At 31.0% G+C, this 16,938-nt stretch carries 12 protein-coding genes and 1 pseudogene; 10 read left to right on the top strand and 3 right to left on the bottom strand.

Annotated elements, in window-relative coordinates; all coding sequences use genetic code 11:
• Window positions 1–7: 7 nt before the first annotated feature.
• Window positions 8–1,318, bottom strand: coding sequence for a glutamate-5-semialdehyde dehydrogenase (locus tag EW14_RS03095; protein WP_042850038.1), 1,311 nt, complete (start codon window positions 1,316–1,318; stop codon window positions 8–10).
• 66 nt (window positions 1,319–1,384) lie between these two features.
• Window positions 1,385–5,281, bottom strand: coding sequence for a translocation/assembly module TamB domain-containing protein (locus tag EW14_RS03090; protein ID WP_042851298.1), 3,897 nt, complete (start codon window positions 5,279–5,281; stop codon window positions 1,385–1,387).
• A 115-nt stretch (window positions 5,282–5,396) separates the two neighbouring features.
• Between EW14_RS03090 and EW14_RS03085 the strand changes: the two genes are divergently transcribed.
• The 9 genes and pseudogenes from EW14_RS03085 (at window position 5,397) to EW14_RS03045 (ending at window position 15,695) form a co-directional block, all read left to right on the top strand.
• Window positions 5,397–5,840, top strand: a complete 444-nt coding sequence (locus tag EW14_RS03085; protein ID WP_042850037.1) for a DUF2518 family protein — start codon at window positions 5,397–5,399, stop codon at window positions 5,838–5,840.
• A gap of 10 nt (window positions 5,841–5,850) precedes the next feature.
• On the top strand, window positions 5,851–6,267 hold the full coding sequence (locus EW14_RS03080; RefSeq protein ID WP_042850035.1) for a DUF4332 domain-containing protein: 417 nt from the start codon (window positions 5,851–5,853) through the stop codon (window positions 6,265–6,267).
• 43 nt (window positions 6,268–6,310) lie between these two features.
• Window positions 6,311–6,577, top strand: coding sequence for a hypothetical protein (locus EW14_RS10555; RefSeq protein WP_042850034.1), 267 nt, complete (start codon window positions 6,311–6,313; stop codon window positions 6,575–6,577).
• 7 nt (window positions 6,578–6,584) lie between these two features.
• Window positions 6,585–8,162 (top strand): CocE/NonD family hydrolase, encoded by a 1,578-nt coding sequence (locus EW14_RS03070; protein ID WP_042850033.1) that lies wholly within the window; start codon window positions 6,585–6,587, stop codon window positions 8,160–8,162.
• 56 nt (window positions 8,163–8,218) lie between these two features.
• Window positions 8,219–10,483, top strand: a complete 2,265-nt coding sequence (gene glgB, locus EW14_RS03065) for a 1,4-alpha-glucan branching protein GlgB (protein WP_042850032.1) — start codon at window positions 8,219–8,221, stop codon at window positions 10,481–10,483.
• A 116-nt stretch (window positions 10,484–10,599) separates the two neighbouring features.
• Window positions 10,600–11,640, top strand: a complete 1,041-nt coding sequence (hemE, locus tag EW14_RS03060) for a uroporphyrinogen decarboxylase (protein WP_042850031.1) — start codon at window positions 10,600–10,602, stop codon at window positions 11,638–11,640.
• Window positions 11,641–11,648: 8 nt separating this feature from the next.
• The gene (locus EW14_RS03055) at window positions 11,649–12,632 is read left to right on the top strand and encodes an NAD(P)-dependent oxidoreductase (RefSeq protein ID WP_042850030.1); all 984 of its coding nucleotides are present in this window, start codon (window positions 11,649–11,651) and stop codon (window positions 12,630–12,632) included.
• Window positions 12,633–12,691: 59 nt separating this feature from the next.
• Window positions 12,692–13,042: a plastocyanin gene (gene petE, locus EW14_RS03050; protein WP_042850028.1), complete on the top strand. Its 351-nt coding sequence runs from the start codon at window positions 12,692–12,694 to the stop codon at window positions 13,040–13,042.
• Window positions 13,043–13,113: 71 nt separating this feature from the next.
• Window positions 13,114–15,695 (top strand): annotated as a pseudogene (locus tag EW14_RS03045) (ATP-dependent Clp protease ATP-binding subunit).
• 47 nt (window positions 15,696–15,742) lie between these two features.
• On the opposite strand, the gene EW14_RS03040 reads toward EW14_RS03045, so the two are convergent.
• Window positions 15,743–16,213: a 6-carboxytetrahydropterin synthase gene (locus tag EW14_RS03040; protein ID WP_042850027.1), complete on the bottom strand. Its 471-nt coding sequence runs from the start codon at window positions 16,211–16,213 to the stop codon at window positions 15,743–15,745.
• A gap of 63 nt (window positions 16,214–16,276) precedes the next feature.
• Here EW14_RS03040 and hisIE point away from each other — a divergent pair, with 63 nt between their 5' ends.
• Window positions 16,277–16,936: a bifunctional phosphoribosyl-AMP cyclohydrolase/phosphoribosyl-ATP diphosphatase HisIE gene (gene hisIE, locus EW14_RS03035; RefSeq protein WP_042850026.1), complete on the top strand. Its 660-nt coding sequence runs from the start codon at window positions 16,277–16,279 to the stop codon at window positions 16,934–16,936.
• Window positions 16,937–16,938: the final 2 nt, after the last annotated feature.

The raw sequence follows: 16,938 nt of genomic DNA, 5'->3' as shown, positions 1-16,938 counted from the left end.
AAAAGTTTTAAAGATCTTTATGCGTATAGATAGCCTTTCCTGATGAAAAATCATCAACTATATTCCCAACACCTTTTAGGAAATATTTATAAGTTACCAAACCTTCTAGACCTACAGGTCCCCTTGGAGGAAGAGTTTGAGTAGATATGCCAACTTCAGCGCCAAATCCATATCTAAACCCATCTGCGAACCTAGTAGAGCAATTATGAAAAACACCTGAACTATCAACTACATTCATAAATTTATTGGCAGTATTTGAATTTTCAGTAATTATTCCATCTGTATGTTTTGAACTATATTTTTGAATATGTGTGATTGCCTCCTCAAGATCATCAACAATTTTTATCGATAGAATTAAATCCAAATATTCAGTTCCCCAATCTTCTAGGCTAGCCTCATAATTTAACCCTAATTCAAGAGATCTCTTATCTCCGATTAATTTAACATCATTAGAATTAAAAAGAGGGATAGCCCTTTCTAAAAAAGCTGGTGCGATATCTTTATGGACTAATAAAGTTTCGATAGCATTACATGCTGCCGGATATTGAATTTTGCTGTCCAAAGCAACTGATAAAGCCATCTCTAAATTTGCCTCAATATCTATGAACAAGTGACAAATTCCATCAGCATGTCCTAGCACAGGAATTTTTGTATTCTCCTGAATAAATTTAACTAATTCATTACTTCCTCTTGGAATGATTAAATTAATATATTTCTCAAGATTTAACATCGCCATACTATCTTTCCTGCTGGTTAATAAACATATTGCATTTTTATCAAGACCTGATTCATCTAGACCTTCTTGTAATGCTTTCACTATTGAAGTATTTGTTAAATTGGCTTCACTACCTCCCTTTAGCATTACTCCATTACCCGATCTTATTGCTAAAGAACTAATCTGCATTACGGCATCTGGCCTTGATTCAAAAATAACCCCTAAGACTCCAATTGGCACAGTCTTTCTTTCTAAGATCAATCCCTCTGCAAGCTCTCTTTTTATTTGGACTTGATTTACAGGATCAGTCAAATCGCCAACTTTTCTTACTCCTTCAATCCCTGAATTTAATTTTGATTTTGATAACTTTAATCTAGAAAGTAAAGCGCTAGAAATACCTTTTTTTTCTGCATTTGAATAATCCTCATTATTAGCCTCTAATATTTCTTTAGAATTTTTTTCTAGATAATCAGCCATAAAATTTAAGGCTTTAATTCGATTTTGATTTTCAGTCTGACTTATTTTTATTGACGCAAAACGAACTTTCTCAGCTTTTTCTAAAAGATCATTACCGGGTTGTGGGACTTCAAAGATATTAGCCATAATATTTTTTAGTTAATCTAATAATAATTCAAATTAACGATTCTTTAAAGTAAATTTCTTTCTGAATTAATATCTAAAAAATAATTGAACTTGACTTTTCCAATCCCCATTGGAATCAAAAGAACCTAATAATTCTAGGTTTGGATTTGCCTGAAAAGTCAAAATTCCTAAAGGTGAAATATCTTCTCTACCTGGAACAGTTTGAAAGGCAAAATTTATCGCATCAGTAATATCAAGACCTATTTCGGCTACCCAAGCTTGAGAAGAAAATTCTTCATTAGAAGATGATTGATCATCATTGTCTATATCTAAATTTTCATTTGAAAAAATATTATTTAATGAATCATTATTTTCTATTAACGCTGGATATAGAGATAACTGAAATCTTTCACTAAATGCATCAGCATTATTAAGTTGAGAAATGAATGCTCTATTAATTAAATTTGCAGAGTTACCTCCAATCAAACCAATTATTTGTGATCTGTTATAACTTGGCGTGCTCCTTAATTGGATTCTTCTATTTTCATCAGCAAATGATAATTGATCTAAAAATCCTTCATAAGATGCTTCAATTTTGATAAGCCTTGAATTACCAATCCCAAATGATCCCAAACCACTTGAAGTAGCATTAACATCAAGATCACCTGAGAGGTTTGAATCCTGATTATTTTGACTTATAGGTATTATAGAATCTGGAACTTTACTAACCAGAGAAAAATTAATAAATGGAACAACACCACTTCTAGATGCAAATAAAATATAATTGTCTTTATTTTTATCAAGTTTAAATGGAGTGGTATATAGATTAGCTCTACCTTTTTTAAGATAAATTAGACCTCTAGCATTTAAATCTTTTCCTACTTTTCCGTTTATATTAAGGTCTAATCTGGTATCTAAATAAGCTTGAACTAATTCTGAATATTGAAGTTTAAAATCTGGACCAAGTTTTAATTTAAGATTATTAAAACTCAAATTATCCAAATAATTAGGCAAAGTTTCTCCCAAAAGAACTGAATTCAAGATTGTTTCATTTGAAATTATTTCAATATTTTCATTATTATTCCAGTAAAGTTCTGGCCAATCTTTTTTATCCTCTTTTCTTATAAGATTATTTTCATTTTTATTGTTTTGATTGGTGCTATTAAAATTAATAAATCCATTATTAAAAGATAGAGAACCTCCCAAAACAGGACTTTCAAATGATCCACTTAAATCGAGATCTGAATCTATTAAAAAATTAAAATTACCTTTCTTTAAAGTAAATCTATTAGTTATTAAATTAATTTCTGCCTCCTCAGAATCATTCTGACTGTAAAAAGGCAAAGAACCTTTTACAAAAATTTCTCCAGAATCATCAGCATTAGCTTGTAGATTATTGATCTCTAAAGAGTCAAAATCAAAGATTATTGTGCTATTAATATCTTTTATTCTATTGTTTAAAAATTCAATTTCAGAATCTTTAACTACGAAAAATCCATTTAGTAGAGGTTTATTTAAGGTTCCTTTTAGGATAACTCTTAGATTTACATCACCTTCTTTAAAGGTAAAGTATTCATCAGCAAAAATATCTATTAATTCAATAAATTTTCCATTCCCAATAAATCTTAGATCTAATTTATCAGATTTATTTATAGGTATTGAGCCTTCAATATTAATTGGGATTTCAGAATCATTTACTATAAGGGAAAAATCAATATCAAAAATAGAATTATTAAATTTAACTAGTCCTTTATCAAATATTATTTTATTATTTTTAATTGATGAACCATTGGAAAAAATATTGCTAGAAAAAGATTTTATATCAAGATCATAAACTATATTCATATCTAATCCTCCAAGGAAATCTCTTGGTTTATTTAAAAAGATATTTGCTGCACTTATTGGAAATTTTTTAATTTTTAAGGAACCTTTCCCTGTTAATAATCCACCTTCTAAATCAATAGAAAATTCCTCTTTATTCTTGTTATAGACGTCTTTAGATACATCGAGATAGCCATTTAATTTTGCATTCAATTTATAATTTGCTGGTCTATCGCCCTGAATAGTAATTTTTCCATTGTATCTACTTCTAAATTTATTTAAATATTTTTGCAAATTAAATTTATCCTCTAGCAAATTACTATTTTCAATAAAGTTATTTATAAAATCAATCCTTTCTTTAAATGATTTATTTTCTTTATTTATTTCCAAATCATCCAAAATATTGGATTTACTTAAAGGAATAAATTTTTTATTATCAAAGTTAAAAATATCAACAGCGGTAAGGATAGTCCATCTAGTGCTTATATCCTTGAATTCTGAATTAATTAGATTATTTTTACTTGAATTATATTCGACTTCAATTATTCCTCCATCGATTGGATACAATGAAGAGTTTATATAAAAAGAATTATCTTCGACGCGGAAATCAAATAATGAATTGGCGAGATTAATATTCCCATATTTACCTAAACTCCAAGCAATTCGCCCATCAATATATGACTGGTCTGACGAAATTGATCCCTTACCATTAATAATTCCATCAATTCTATCGAATTGATTTTTGTCTATAGATAATTCAAGTTCATCAAGAGGAAAATTATCCGCTCTCCAACTATAAACATCACCCTCTTTGACGATGCCTATAGTACCTTTATTTGAATTAAAAACTCTTACAAAATTTGCATTATTTATTTTAAGATCAGAATTAAAATTGATTGAGAGAAATGAAGGGATTGGAGAATATCTATTCTTCATATTTAGCAGAAATTTATTATTTTCATTTTTAATATCTCCCTCCCATATTTCTCTAATGCGAATACCTTTAAAGTGCGGGTAATCAAGATTAAAGTTTATCGAAATATCAGGATCAGAAATTTTTCCTTTTAATTCTCCTTTAGCAGTAATGAAACCCCTTATATCATTTTTTCGGAAAATATTTAAATTAGATAATTGAGTTCTATTTATTTTAAAACTAGTATCTATATCACCAAAATTAATACCTCTTCTATCAAACCAATAGGGAATATTACCCAATAATTGGATATCTGGATTGAGGCTATTAATATATCCAATACTTCCTTTTAGATCAATACTATTAGAACTTCTATTAAATGGCACATTTAGATTAAAGTTTGAAGTTAACGTTCCATAATTTAATTTTTCTGAATTACCAATTAAATTATTATCTTTACAAACAAAATTAGTTGAATCTGAATTTATATTCTCTGAGAAAGCTTCCGATTTTATTTTTAAATTAGTAAAAGAAAATCTTCCTTTGCAAGATGTTTCATTTGGTAATTTATTAAATTTAAAGTTAGATTTAAAATTTCCTTTTTTAAAACTAATTTTTCTATTCCCAATAATATAGTTAGAATTCTCAAGATCTAAACCCCTAGAAAATAACTCAAGAGATAAAAAGTCTTTATTTAATTTTGTATTAAATTTAAATTTTAAAAAACCTTTTTCATCAAAATTTGATTTTACATTTGCAATAATTTCTCTATTCTTTGACTTATAAATAACGTTACCTTTTACTTTTGTTTTAAATCCTGATTTTTTAAGATTTAGAATTGAATATTTATTTAAGTTAAAATTCAATTCATAGTTTGATTGTGATTTTTTTGTAATTAGATCATTTCTATAAGATTTATCCCTTTTAAAAAAATCTCTATCTATATTTATAGCGGCTTCATTAGGACTTATTTTTACAATCCATTTTTGTTTTAGCAAAGATCTAAAAGGCATAATGCCCACATATACATTTTTGGCTTTAATTTCAGAATCTATATTTTTTTTATCATTAATTTTTGAATTCCCCAAAGAAATACCTAAAAATCTAATCCCAACATAATCACCTAAATCAATATTTTTATCTAAAAAATTCTCAATACTTTCTTCAAGCTCTAATTTCCTAGAACTATAAGTTTCTTTTAAAAAATTATTTAATAAAAAAGAGCCTAAAAAACCTAAGGGTAAGAGCATCCCTGCTAAAAAAATCTTAGTATTTAAATTTAGAGATCTAATTTTTTTCAAGTTAGAGCCCAAAAATAGAGTAGGCTTACAAAATATAAGAAATTAATCAGGTCAAAGCCACTAAATGTCTTTTTTTGAACTATTAGAGAACACACCCAAAATTTTTGGATTGTTTGGAATATTTCTATTCATTTGCACAATAGCAGCTTTTATATTTAATTTTGGTTTTAAATTTCGAATAATTGGAGCAACTATCTTTTCATTATTACTTTCATTGAGTAGTTGGGCATTTATACAAAGTTACTCTGAAAAGGTTGTAATAGAAGGTGCAAAATATGTTCCAATTGTTTATGACAATGGGTTCGATCTGATTATTGCTAAAGCAGATGATGCCTTCCCAGAAGAATCTATTGAAGCAACTTTAGACCAATTATCGGAAAACTTAAGGAAAGGTAGCAGATCTGGTGCGAATGTAAAAATAAAGATAAGAAAACTTGAAAAAATTTCAGAGGGTGTAAGTAAACCAGTGGTTATAGGAGAAGTTCAGAAAAATGTCAAAATGAATTAGTCTTTAAAAAATGGAAAGTAAAACCTTTTTAGATTATTTGCCAATTAATTTTAGACATGAGAAATCTTTTTTTATTCAAAATAATCTAACTGACTTTGAAAAATTAAGTAATCTTTCGGACTTAGATATAAATGAGATTCAAAGAAAATCTTCACTATGTACATTGAATAATCTTAAGAAAATTAGAGCTATAGCTATATTTAAAAAAGAAATTGGAATTTCTCCACCGCAAGCATATCTACTTTTGCATTGCGGTATATCTTCTCTTAAATCATTATCACAATCTACCCCTTACGAATTAGAACGCAAAATTGGTAGATTAGAAAGAAATCTTAGAGTAAAAACTGATACAGATAGAACTTTTACTCTCTTAAAAGAATGGATTAAAAAAGCTAGTCAAATCGACAAATCTATTGGAAATCTTTGATAAAAAATTTTTTTAATGTAGAATTTAGAAAAAGTAAGTGATAATGAAACATTTGTTATTTTTTTTATTTTTGTTTTCCAACCCTTTATACCCTGTTTTAAGTCAATCTAACTTATTGGAGACTGTAAAAAAGAATCCAAACGAAGCTAAGATTTTATGTAATAAGTTTAGAGAGTTTAATTCAAAAGGCATTTCAGCTAGTTCAGATAAAGCTATAGAGTATGTATCAAACAAAAAAAAATTAACTCCCGTTAACGCAGAGATCTTTTCTATTTACGTCATTGGGCTGCACTGCCCAGACATTATCTAAAGCCTAAATGTCTGGTTCAAGATGGTTCGACAAGTCTCTAGTACTTAGAGATGGAGTAAGACTTATATCCAGGATTTGGTTACCTAATAATAATGGGCCATGGCCTGCATTATTGATGAGACAACCATATGGCAGGGAAATAGCTTCAACTATTACCTATTCTCACCCAGAATGGTGGGCTTCCAAAGGATATATGGTAATAATTCAAGATGTTAGAGGTATGGGTTCTTCTGAAGGAATTTTCAACGGTTTTTCTCAAGAAGCTAGCGATACTACAGAAACACATGAATGGGTAAGGTCTCTAAAAGAATGTAATGGGAAACTTGGCTTATATGGTTTTTCATATCAAGGATTTACTCAACTAACTGGTGATTTAAATTCAAAGCCGCCCGATTGTTTATCTCCAGCAATGACTGGGATGAATATTAAGGATCATTGGTGCTCAGATGGAGGAGCATATTGGTGGCATAACAATATTGCATGGGGACTTCAAATCGCAGCACTTAAGATGAAAAGAGAAAATAAATTACTTGAGTGGGAAAAGATAAGATTAGCCTTAGAAAATAAAAGTTATTTAAGGGAAGGAATTGACACTTTAAAAAAATATGATCCTAATAGCTTTGTTTTGGAATGGCTTAAAAATTTAAATAATGCTCGCCCATTTGAAGAATTTAAACCAATTTCAACATGGATAAAACAACCTATGTTAATTATTGGAGGACTTTGGGATCCACATTTAAAAGGTGCCTTTGATCTTTATAAAAAATCTAAAGACGCTGGTGGAAGCCCAGAGATTATTATTGGGAATGCGACACATCTAAATTGGTGGGAGGGATCACAAGAATCTTTATTAAAATTTTTTGATAAACATTTAAAATTAGATGAAAAATTAAATTCTAAGAATTTTAAAGACGAGAAAAAAATATGGAATATTTCATTAAATAAATGGGAAGAATTAGATAATAAATTTCACCCTGAATTTATTTTTGGACTCAAAAGCGATGGCACGGCAAATATAGAGGTTGAAGATGGAAGTCTGACCATAAATTCAAAAGGATCAGGATGGTTCACAATTGTTAATGACCCATGGAGGCCTACTCCATCTGACGGTGGTCATTTAGGTCCAAATCCAGGAAAGTTTAATAGAAGTATTATTGATAAACGCCTGGATGTAGGTGTTTTTCAAACCAATTCTTTTGAAGAAGATCAATATTTAAGAGGAGTTCCCACTTTAGAAATCCAAGTAAAAAGTGATCAGCCCAATTTTGATATCTGCCTTGCTTTATCTCTAGTTGAAGAAGGTAATGAAAAGGCGAATCAATTTTCAACAGGATTCTTAAGGGTTAAAAACTCCAAAATAAATGAAGAATGCATTTATCAAATAACAATGCAGCCAACAAATATTTGTTTGATTAAAGATAGCAAGCTTCGCTTATCTATATCTGCAGCAGCTTATCCCGCTATTGGTGTTAATCCTGGATTTGAGGAGGGAAATATTGGAGCCCCATCAGCAAATCATAGAGTTATTACTCTCAGTTTTAGCCTTAAAAGAACATTTATGAAAATGACCCCTTTTTTTTCTTAAATAATTATTTTTTTGGTTAATCATTTGATAATATAAACCCTTAATATCTACCAGTCATGATCGAGACAATTCAAGCAGACTGGATTAAATCAGAAGCTATCAACCTAGAAAATTGTTGCAATGATAATCCATTAAAAATATTAGGTCCTCATTTTTATGAAGAACAATGGGTTGTAAGGGTATGGATGCCTGAAGCAGACGAAGTTAAAATAAATTTTAAAAACAATTCCTATAAGGCGGAAAGCATAAACCATAAATGGCTTTTTGAAGCTATCCTGCCTGAAAATCCAAATTATAATTACGAACTAAATATTTCACGAGGAGGGCTCACACATACACAACATGACCCTTGGTCATATAGAGAAGAGTGGATGGGAGAAGTTGATAGACATCTTTTTGCAGAAGGCAATCATCATCATATTTGGGAAAAAATGGGAGCACATCTCATTGAAGAAAAGAATCAAAGAGGAGTCATGTTTTGCATTTGGGCTCCAAATGCAAAATCAATCTCGATAATTGGAGATATAAATTCTTGGGATGGGAGACATCATCCAATGCAAAAAAGATTAGGGGGAATCTGGGAACTATTCATGCCAACAATGCAAGTTGGCGACACATATAAATATGAAATAAGAACACAACAAGGTCATATTTATGAGAAAGCTGACCCATATGGTTTCCTTCATGAAATTAGACCTCAAAATGGTTCAATAGTTTCAAAATTGAAAAACTTTAATTGGAATGATAGTTCTTGGATTTCAAATAGAGATTCTTCTAGTCAAATTAACAAGCCAATTTCAGTTTATGAAATGCATTTAGGGAGTTGGCTCCATGAATCAACAGATAATAAATATCTGGAGGACAATGGTGAACCAAGAGATCCAGTACCTGCGGCCGATTTAAAACCTGGAACCAGATTATTAACTTATCCAGAATTAACCAAGAAACTCATCCCTTACGTAAAAGATAGAGGATTCACTCATATTGAACTAATGCCAATATCTGAACATCCTTTCGATGGTTCATGGGGATACCAAGTTACAGGCTGGTATGCACCAACAAGTAGATTTGGCACCCCAAATGAATTTAGAGAGTTTGTAAATAAATGTCATGAAGAGGGTATAGGCGTAATTCTTGATTGGGTGCCTGGTCATTTTCCAAAAGATAAGCATGGTTTAGCATTTTTTGATGGTTGTCATCTTTATGAACATGGAGATTCACGCATAGGTGAACACAAAGAATGGGGAACCCTAATATTTAATTACAGCAGAAACGAAGTAAGAAATTTCTTAGTAGCCAACCTCGTTTATTGGTTTGAAGAGTTTCATATTGATGGCATAAGAGTAGATGCTGTAGCTTCAATGCTTTACAGAGATTATCTACGTCCAGATGGAGAATGGATACCCAATGAAAATGGTGGGAATGAAAATATAGAAGCCGTTAAATTTCTTCAACAGGCTAATCATGTACTCTTCCAACACTTCCCAGGTGCACTTTCTATTGCAGAAGAATCAACAACTTGGCCAATGGTAACCAAACCAACAGACATGGGAGGGCTCGGGTTTAACTTGAAATGGAATATGGGATGGATGCACGATATGCTTGATTATTTTGAAATAGATCCTTGGTTTAGGCAATTCCATCAAAATAGTGTGACTTTCTCAATCACATATAACTATACAGAGAACTTTATGCTTGCACTTAGTCATGATGAGGTTGTTCACGGGAAAAGTCATCTTTTACATAAAATGCCTGGCGATGACTGGAAGAAATATGCAAATACTCGAGCATTACTAACTTATATGTGGACCCACCCTGGTAAAAAAACGATATTTATGGGAATGGAATTTGGGCAAAGACAAGAATGGAATGTTTGGGATGATCTGCAATGGGAGTTACTAGAATTTGAGCCTCATAAAGGTATCAGGAACTTGATTGATGACCTAAACGTTCTTTATAAAAATGAACCTGCATTATGGAAAAATGACTTTGATCCTTATGGATTCCAATGGATTGATTGTAATGACAAATCTAATTCGGTTATAAGTTTCATGAGAAGAGAAAACGATACTAATGAGTGGCTTGTTGTTGTTGCTAACTTTACACCTAATACTCATGGGTCATACAAAGTAGGTGTTCCTGTGGAAGGATTCTATAAAGAAATATTTAATTCAGATGGCTCTAGATACGGGGGTAGTAACAAAGGAAATATGGGGGGTAAAGAAACTATAAATTACAATATTCATGATTATCAAAATGCTCTAGAACTTGCTTTGCCCCCATTAAGCGTGAGTATCTTCAAACATCAATCAAGAAAATAAGAAGGCTCATTTAACTTAGTGCTTCATATAAATGTTCATATAACGCTTTTGCTCTGCTTTACATTGTAAGATTTTTAAGTTGGATTTTAATTTTTTTAAAAATATCGAATTGAAAAATGGGTCAAGATTTACCACTACTACTCTCTGCCGCACTAGGTAAAAAAGTAAATAGGCCTCCAGTATGGATGATGAGGCAAGCAGGAAGATATATGAAAATCTATAGAGATTTAAGGGAGCGTTACCCAAGCTTTAGAGAGAGGTCTGAAAATCCAGAACTATCATATGAGATTTCAATGCAGCCTTTTCATGCTTTCAAGCCGGATGGAGTGATCCTTTTTTCAGATATTCTCACACCTCTTCCAGGGATGGGCATAAATTTTGAAATAATAGAAAGTAAAGGTCCAATTATTGAGGACCCAATAAGAACTCTTAACCAGGTAGAAAATTTAAAAGAATTAAATCCAAGTGAGAGTTTAAGTTTTGTTGGGCAAGTTCTTACTTCACTAAAAAAAGATGTGAATAATGAGGCAACAGTTTTAGGTTTTGTTGGCGCACCTTGGACGCTTGCTGCATATGTAGTTGAAGGTAAAAGCAGTAAAAATTATTCTTTAATAAAATCAATGGCTTTTAATGAACCGGATTTACTTCATAAACTTCTTGATCATTTTGCAAAATCTATTGGTGAATATCTTAAATATCAAATAAAATCTGGAGCGCAAGTAGTACAAATTTTTGATTCATGGGCCGGCCAACTAAGCCCACAAGATTACGATGTCTTTGCTGGGCCGTATCAAAAAAAAGTTGTTGAAATTGTAAAAGCGGCGTACCCTGAAACACCAATAATTCTTTACATTTCAGGCAGTGCTGGTGTTTTAGAAAGAATGGCAAAAACTGGAGTAGATATAATTTCATTAGACTGGACAGTAGATATTGAAGAGGCTTGTAAAAGAATTCCCAGGGGGATTGGAATTCAAGGTAATGTTGACCCTGGTATTTTATTCGGAAACGAAGAATCAATAAAAGAAAGGATAGATAATACTTTCAATAAAATCAAAGACAGGAAATATATTCTTAATTTGGGTCATGGGATTTTACCTGGGACTCCAGAAGAAAATGCTCAAACATTTTTTGAACATGGGAAAAAACTCACTTACTAGTCAAAGTCTTGGGATATAAAAACTTATTAATAACAGGCGCTAATGGATGTGTTGGCCAATATTTAGTTGATTGGTTTTTGAAAAACACAAAATTCAGGCTTTATCTCATGGTAAGAGACAAAAGTAAGTTACCAATTTCTGTTCAAGAAAATAAAAAAGTCAAGTTAATGGTGTGCGATATCAGAGAATCCAATAGGTATAAAAAGGAAATTAGCCAAATTAATTACCTAATTCATACTGCTACAGCTTGGGGAGATCCAAAAAGAGCCTATGAAGTAAATATTAAAGCTTTTGAAGAATTACTAGAAATGCTTGATATTGAAAAGTTAGAAAAGATTATTTATTTTTCAACAGCTAGTATTCTTGATACCCAAACAGAATTAATGAGGGAATCATTGATTTATGGAACAGAGTACATTCAAACAAAATATGAATGTTTCCAGAGACTTAGAGAAAGCTCATTTGCAGAAAAAACATTCGCTGTCTTCCCTACCTTGGTTTTTGGAGGGAATCTTGGAAAAAAAAGTAAATACCCTGTGAGTTATTTAACTAGTGGATTGAAAGAAATTGGGAAATGGCTTTGGTTAGCAAGATTTTTAAAACTCGATTCTAAATTTCACTTTATACACGCAAATGATATCGCCCAGATTTGCGGGTTTCTAATTAAAAATCATAAAGAAGAGCAATACAAAGGCTTTAGAAAATTTGTGCTAGGTCAAAAATTCATTTCTATTGATTATGCCATAATTACACTTTTAAAGAAACATAATATGAGGAGATTTTTTGCGATACCGCTTACAAAAAAAATCCTAAAAATATTATTAAGAATTCTCCCCATCCAAACTACTCCTTGGGATAGCTTCAGTATCAAAAAATATGACTTTAATCATGTCCCCATCACTAATCCTGAGACTTTTAAACTTAAAAGTTATGCCAAGTCACTGAATGATATTTTAAGGTTATCAAAGTTACCAAGCTGTAATAACAATTAAAATTCTCACAGTTAGGTTACCAAAGCCTTGTAATATGTATAAATAAGCAAATTTTTATTATGTTACGTTCAATCTTTGCAGGGTTATTTGCAATAGTCTTAACTCTAGGTCTTGGTATTTCATCAGTTTCAGCTAAGACTGTTGAAGTAAAACTTGGAACAGATGCTGGAATGCTTGCATTTGAACCAAGTACAGTAACCATTAGTGCTGGTGATACAGTTAAATTCGTCAATAATAAACTTGCCCCTCACAATGCTGTTTTTGATGGGCATGAGGATTTAAGTCATGCGGACCTAGCTTTTGCTCCAGGAGAGTCTTGGGAAGAAACATTTGATAATGCTGGAACTTATGATTACTATTGCGAGCCACACAGAGGCGCTGGAATGGTAGGTAAAGTTATTGTTGAATAGATAAACATTGTAAATAGTTAAATACTCTTTTTGACTTAATTTTTATTACGGTCATACCAAAATTTTGATTGATGAAAACAGTTCCAAGCGAATTCTCAAATTCTGCTTGGAACTGCTTTATTTTTGCCAAAGAAATTGCTTATAAAAATTATCAACAAAATGTAGACTCTGATAATTTATTATTAGCTCTTATTAAAGATGACAATATTACAAAAAAGATTTTAAAAAAAATAATGTAAATCTAAAAGATCTTGAGAGGGAAATAATTTCTTCATTAAATGCGAAGGCAAAAATGAGAAATAAACAAGATAATTTATATATAGGTGATACACTTCACAAAGTATTTTTGAAGGCGAATGATATTAAAAATACTTTAAATGATGTAGTGATATCAACAGAACACTTAGTTTACGGTTTCACTTATGATGATAAATATGGATTTCAAATTTTAAATCAAAAAGGTATTCCAGAATTTCTTGAAATTATAAAGAAAATGAAGTCAGATCCCGCAGTAAAAAATGAATTTAATAGTTCTAATGAGTCTTTGGAAAAATATGGTATTGATCTAACTCAATCTGCACGAGATGGGATTTTAGACCCTGTTATTGGTAGGGATGAAGAGATTAGAAGAACAATTCAAATATTGAGTAGAAGAACAAAAAATAATCCAGTTCTTATTGGAGAACCTGGGGTTGGCAAAACAGCCATTGTAGAAGGGTTAGCTCAAAGAATTATTAATGGCGATGTACCTTCTGCGCTTCAAGATAGGAAACTAATTTCATTAGATATGGGTTCACTTTTAGCTGGAGCAAAATATCGTGGAGAATTTGAAGAAAGAATAAAAAATATACTAAAGAAAGTGAAAGAATCAGAAGGTAAGATTATTCTTTTTATTGATGAAATTCATACGGTAGTTGGAGCAGGCGCTAGTGGAGGTTCTTTAGATGCAAGCAACCTATTAAAACCAATGCTTGCGAGAGGAGAACTTAGATGTATTGGTGCTACAACTATTAATGAACATAAACAAAATATAGAAAAAGATCCTGCTTTAGAACGAAGATTTCAAAAGATAAAAGTTGATGCTCCTTCAATAGATGATACTGTATCAATTCTAAGAGGATTGAGAGAAAGATACGAAGTTCATCATAGTGTGAGAATTTCTGATAATGCTTTAGTTGCAGCTGCAACCCTTAGCGAAAGATATATTAACGATAGATTTCTTCCTGACAAGGCAATAGATCTAATCGACGAAGCAGCCTCAAGATTAAATATGGTCATAACTTCCAAACCTGAAGAAATTGATGAAATTGATCGAAAAGTTCTACAGTTTGAAATGGAAAAATTATCTTTAAAAAGAGAAACGGATGATTTTTCTATAGAAAGATTAAAAAAAATAAATAATGAACTTAAATCCCTTAAAGATAAACAGGCAGAATTAGGTGCTCAATGGAAAAAAGAAAAAGATGAAATAGATGAGATTAGCACCATAAAAGAAGAAATTGAATCTGTTCAATTGCAAATAGATCAAGCCAAAAGGAATTTTGACCTCAACAAAGCAGCAGAATTAGAATTTGGAACTTTAAATTCCTTGCAAAAAAAATTGAAAGAAAAAAGTAAGTCCCTAGTAAATTCTCAAAAAAATGGAGATACAAGTCTTTTAAGACAAGAGGTAACTTTTGATGATATTGCAGAAGTTGTCTCAAAGTGGACCTCTATTCCAGTACAGAACTTAAACCAGTCAGAAAAAGATAAACTCTTGAGCCTAGAGTCAGTCCTTAAAGAAAAAATTATTGGTCAAGATAGTGCAATTAGAGCAGTTGCAGATTCCATTAAGAGATCAAGGACTGGTCTAAATGATCCAAGCAAGCCATTAGCTAGTTTTCTTTTTTTAGGTCCAACTGGTGTTGGAAAAACAGAGCTAAGTAAAGTAACAGCTAAAATAATATTCGATTCAAATTCTTCAATTACAAGACTGGATATGTCTGAATATATGGAAAAACATTCAGTGAGCAAAATTATAGGTGCGCCTCCTGGATATTTAGGGTTCGAATCAGGGGGTCAACTAACTGAAGCTGTACGCAAAAATCCTTATTCATTAATACTTCTAGATGAAATAGAGAAAGCTCACAAAGATATTTTAGATATTCTCTTACAGGTTCTTGATGATGGAATCATTACTGATGGTCAAGGTCGTACAATTAATTTCAAAAATTCAATCATTGTTCTCACAAGTAATTTAGGAAGTCAATCAATAAATGATTTATCAGTTAGACAAGAAGATACAAATGAAATTAAAAAAGTTGTAGATAATGAAATAAAAAAATTTTTCAAGCCTGAGTTTTTAAATCGACTTGATGAAATAGTTATTTTTAATAATTTAGAATTAAATGACATAAAAGAAATTGCAAAAATCCAGCTTCAACATTTAGAAAAAAGACTTAACAAAAAAAACTTAAAATTCAAAATTACGGATGAAGCAATTAACCAACTTGTCGAAAATAGTTTCGATCATGCCTATGGTGCAAGGCCTTTAAAAAGAATTATTCAAAAACAAATTGAGACAAAAATTTCAAATAATATATTGAATAATCATTACCTTAATAAAGACGAGATTAATATTTATATGATTAATGGAGAGATAAATGTTGATTAAATATCTAATTAAAGAATCCTTTATTACTTTAAATTAACAACTTTAATCTAAGATTTGAACCAATCAGGAATTTCCTCATAACTTGCTTTATTCGATTTATTTTCTTTTGATTCTGTTTTCCAACAACATGTTCTGCCCTCATCTTTATCCTGTAAGTATTCATTAGCCCATCTCCAAATTAATTCAGAGGTGAACTCCATTCCCACATTATCCATAATTCTCAGATCTAAAGCATCTAAGTCATGTAATTTTTCCCAGTAATTCAGCAAAGGGTCATCTTTATTTATTAGAAAAGTATGGTCAAATTGCTCCTTTAGTCTATTTTCTAGGGGTTTTAGACTTGAAAAATCGACAACAAAACCATTTAGGTCTAATTTTTTTGCAGTGAACCAAAAGGTGAATGATCTTGAATATCCATGAACAAATCTGCAGTGGCCTTCATGGCGCCATTGCCTATGTGAACAGGGAAAATCCTCGTAACTTTTGCTGCATGAAAATTTCAGAGAATGAATATACATCAATTAACTGTTAGGATAATTTTTGATAGAACCCAATGAATAGGATTTAACATAACTAACATAATGACTTTTTCAACTAATTTCTCGTTAGAAGATCTAAGCTTTGATAATTATGGATTAATCCCTGCAATTGCACAAGATTGGCTTGACGGATCAATTCTTATGCTTGCTTGGATGAACAAAGAATCTTTGACAATGACACTTGAAACCAAAAACGTTCATTACTGGAGTCGATCAAGATCCGAAATTTGGAGAAAAGGAGCCACAAGTGGAAGTACCCAAATACTGAAGAAGATAAGGTTCGATTGTGATAATGATGCACTAATTCTCTTGATTGAACAAAATGGTTCAGGCGCATGTCACACTGGAGAAAAAAGTTGTTTTTTCAATGAGATTCAAATTAATCAAAATGATAAAAAAGAGAAAAACACAACTCCCTTCTCAAATATTTGCTCTGAATTATTCAATACAATTAACGAAAGATCAATAAATCCCTCTGAGAAAAGTTACACAAATCATTTATTAAAAAAAGGCAGTAACACTATTTTGAAAAAAATAGGAGAGGAATCTGCTGAATTTATAATGGCTTGCAAAGATAATGATAAAAATTCAATCTCAAATGAAGCTGCTGATTTAATTTATCATCTGCAAGTAGCCCTTATGTACAAAGGTATTGAGTGGAGAGATGTTCTTGCTGTTCTAGAATCAAGAAGAAAAAATTAACC

Origin of the sequence: Prochlorococcus sp. MIT 0604 (assembly GCF_000757845.1) — a bacterium.
In the GTDB taxonomy this organism is placed as follows: domain Bacteria; phylum Cyanobacteriota; class Cyanobacteriia; order PCC-6307; family Cyanobiaceae; genus Prochlorococcus_A.
Note: the sequence above shows the minus strand (reverse complement) of the source record. Positions and strands in the feature narration are given on the sequence as shown.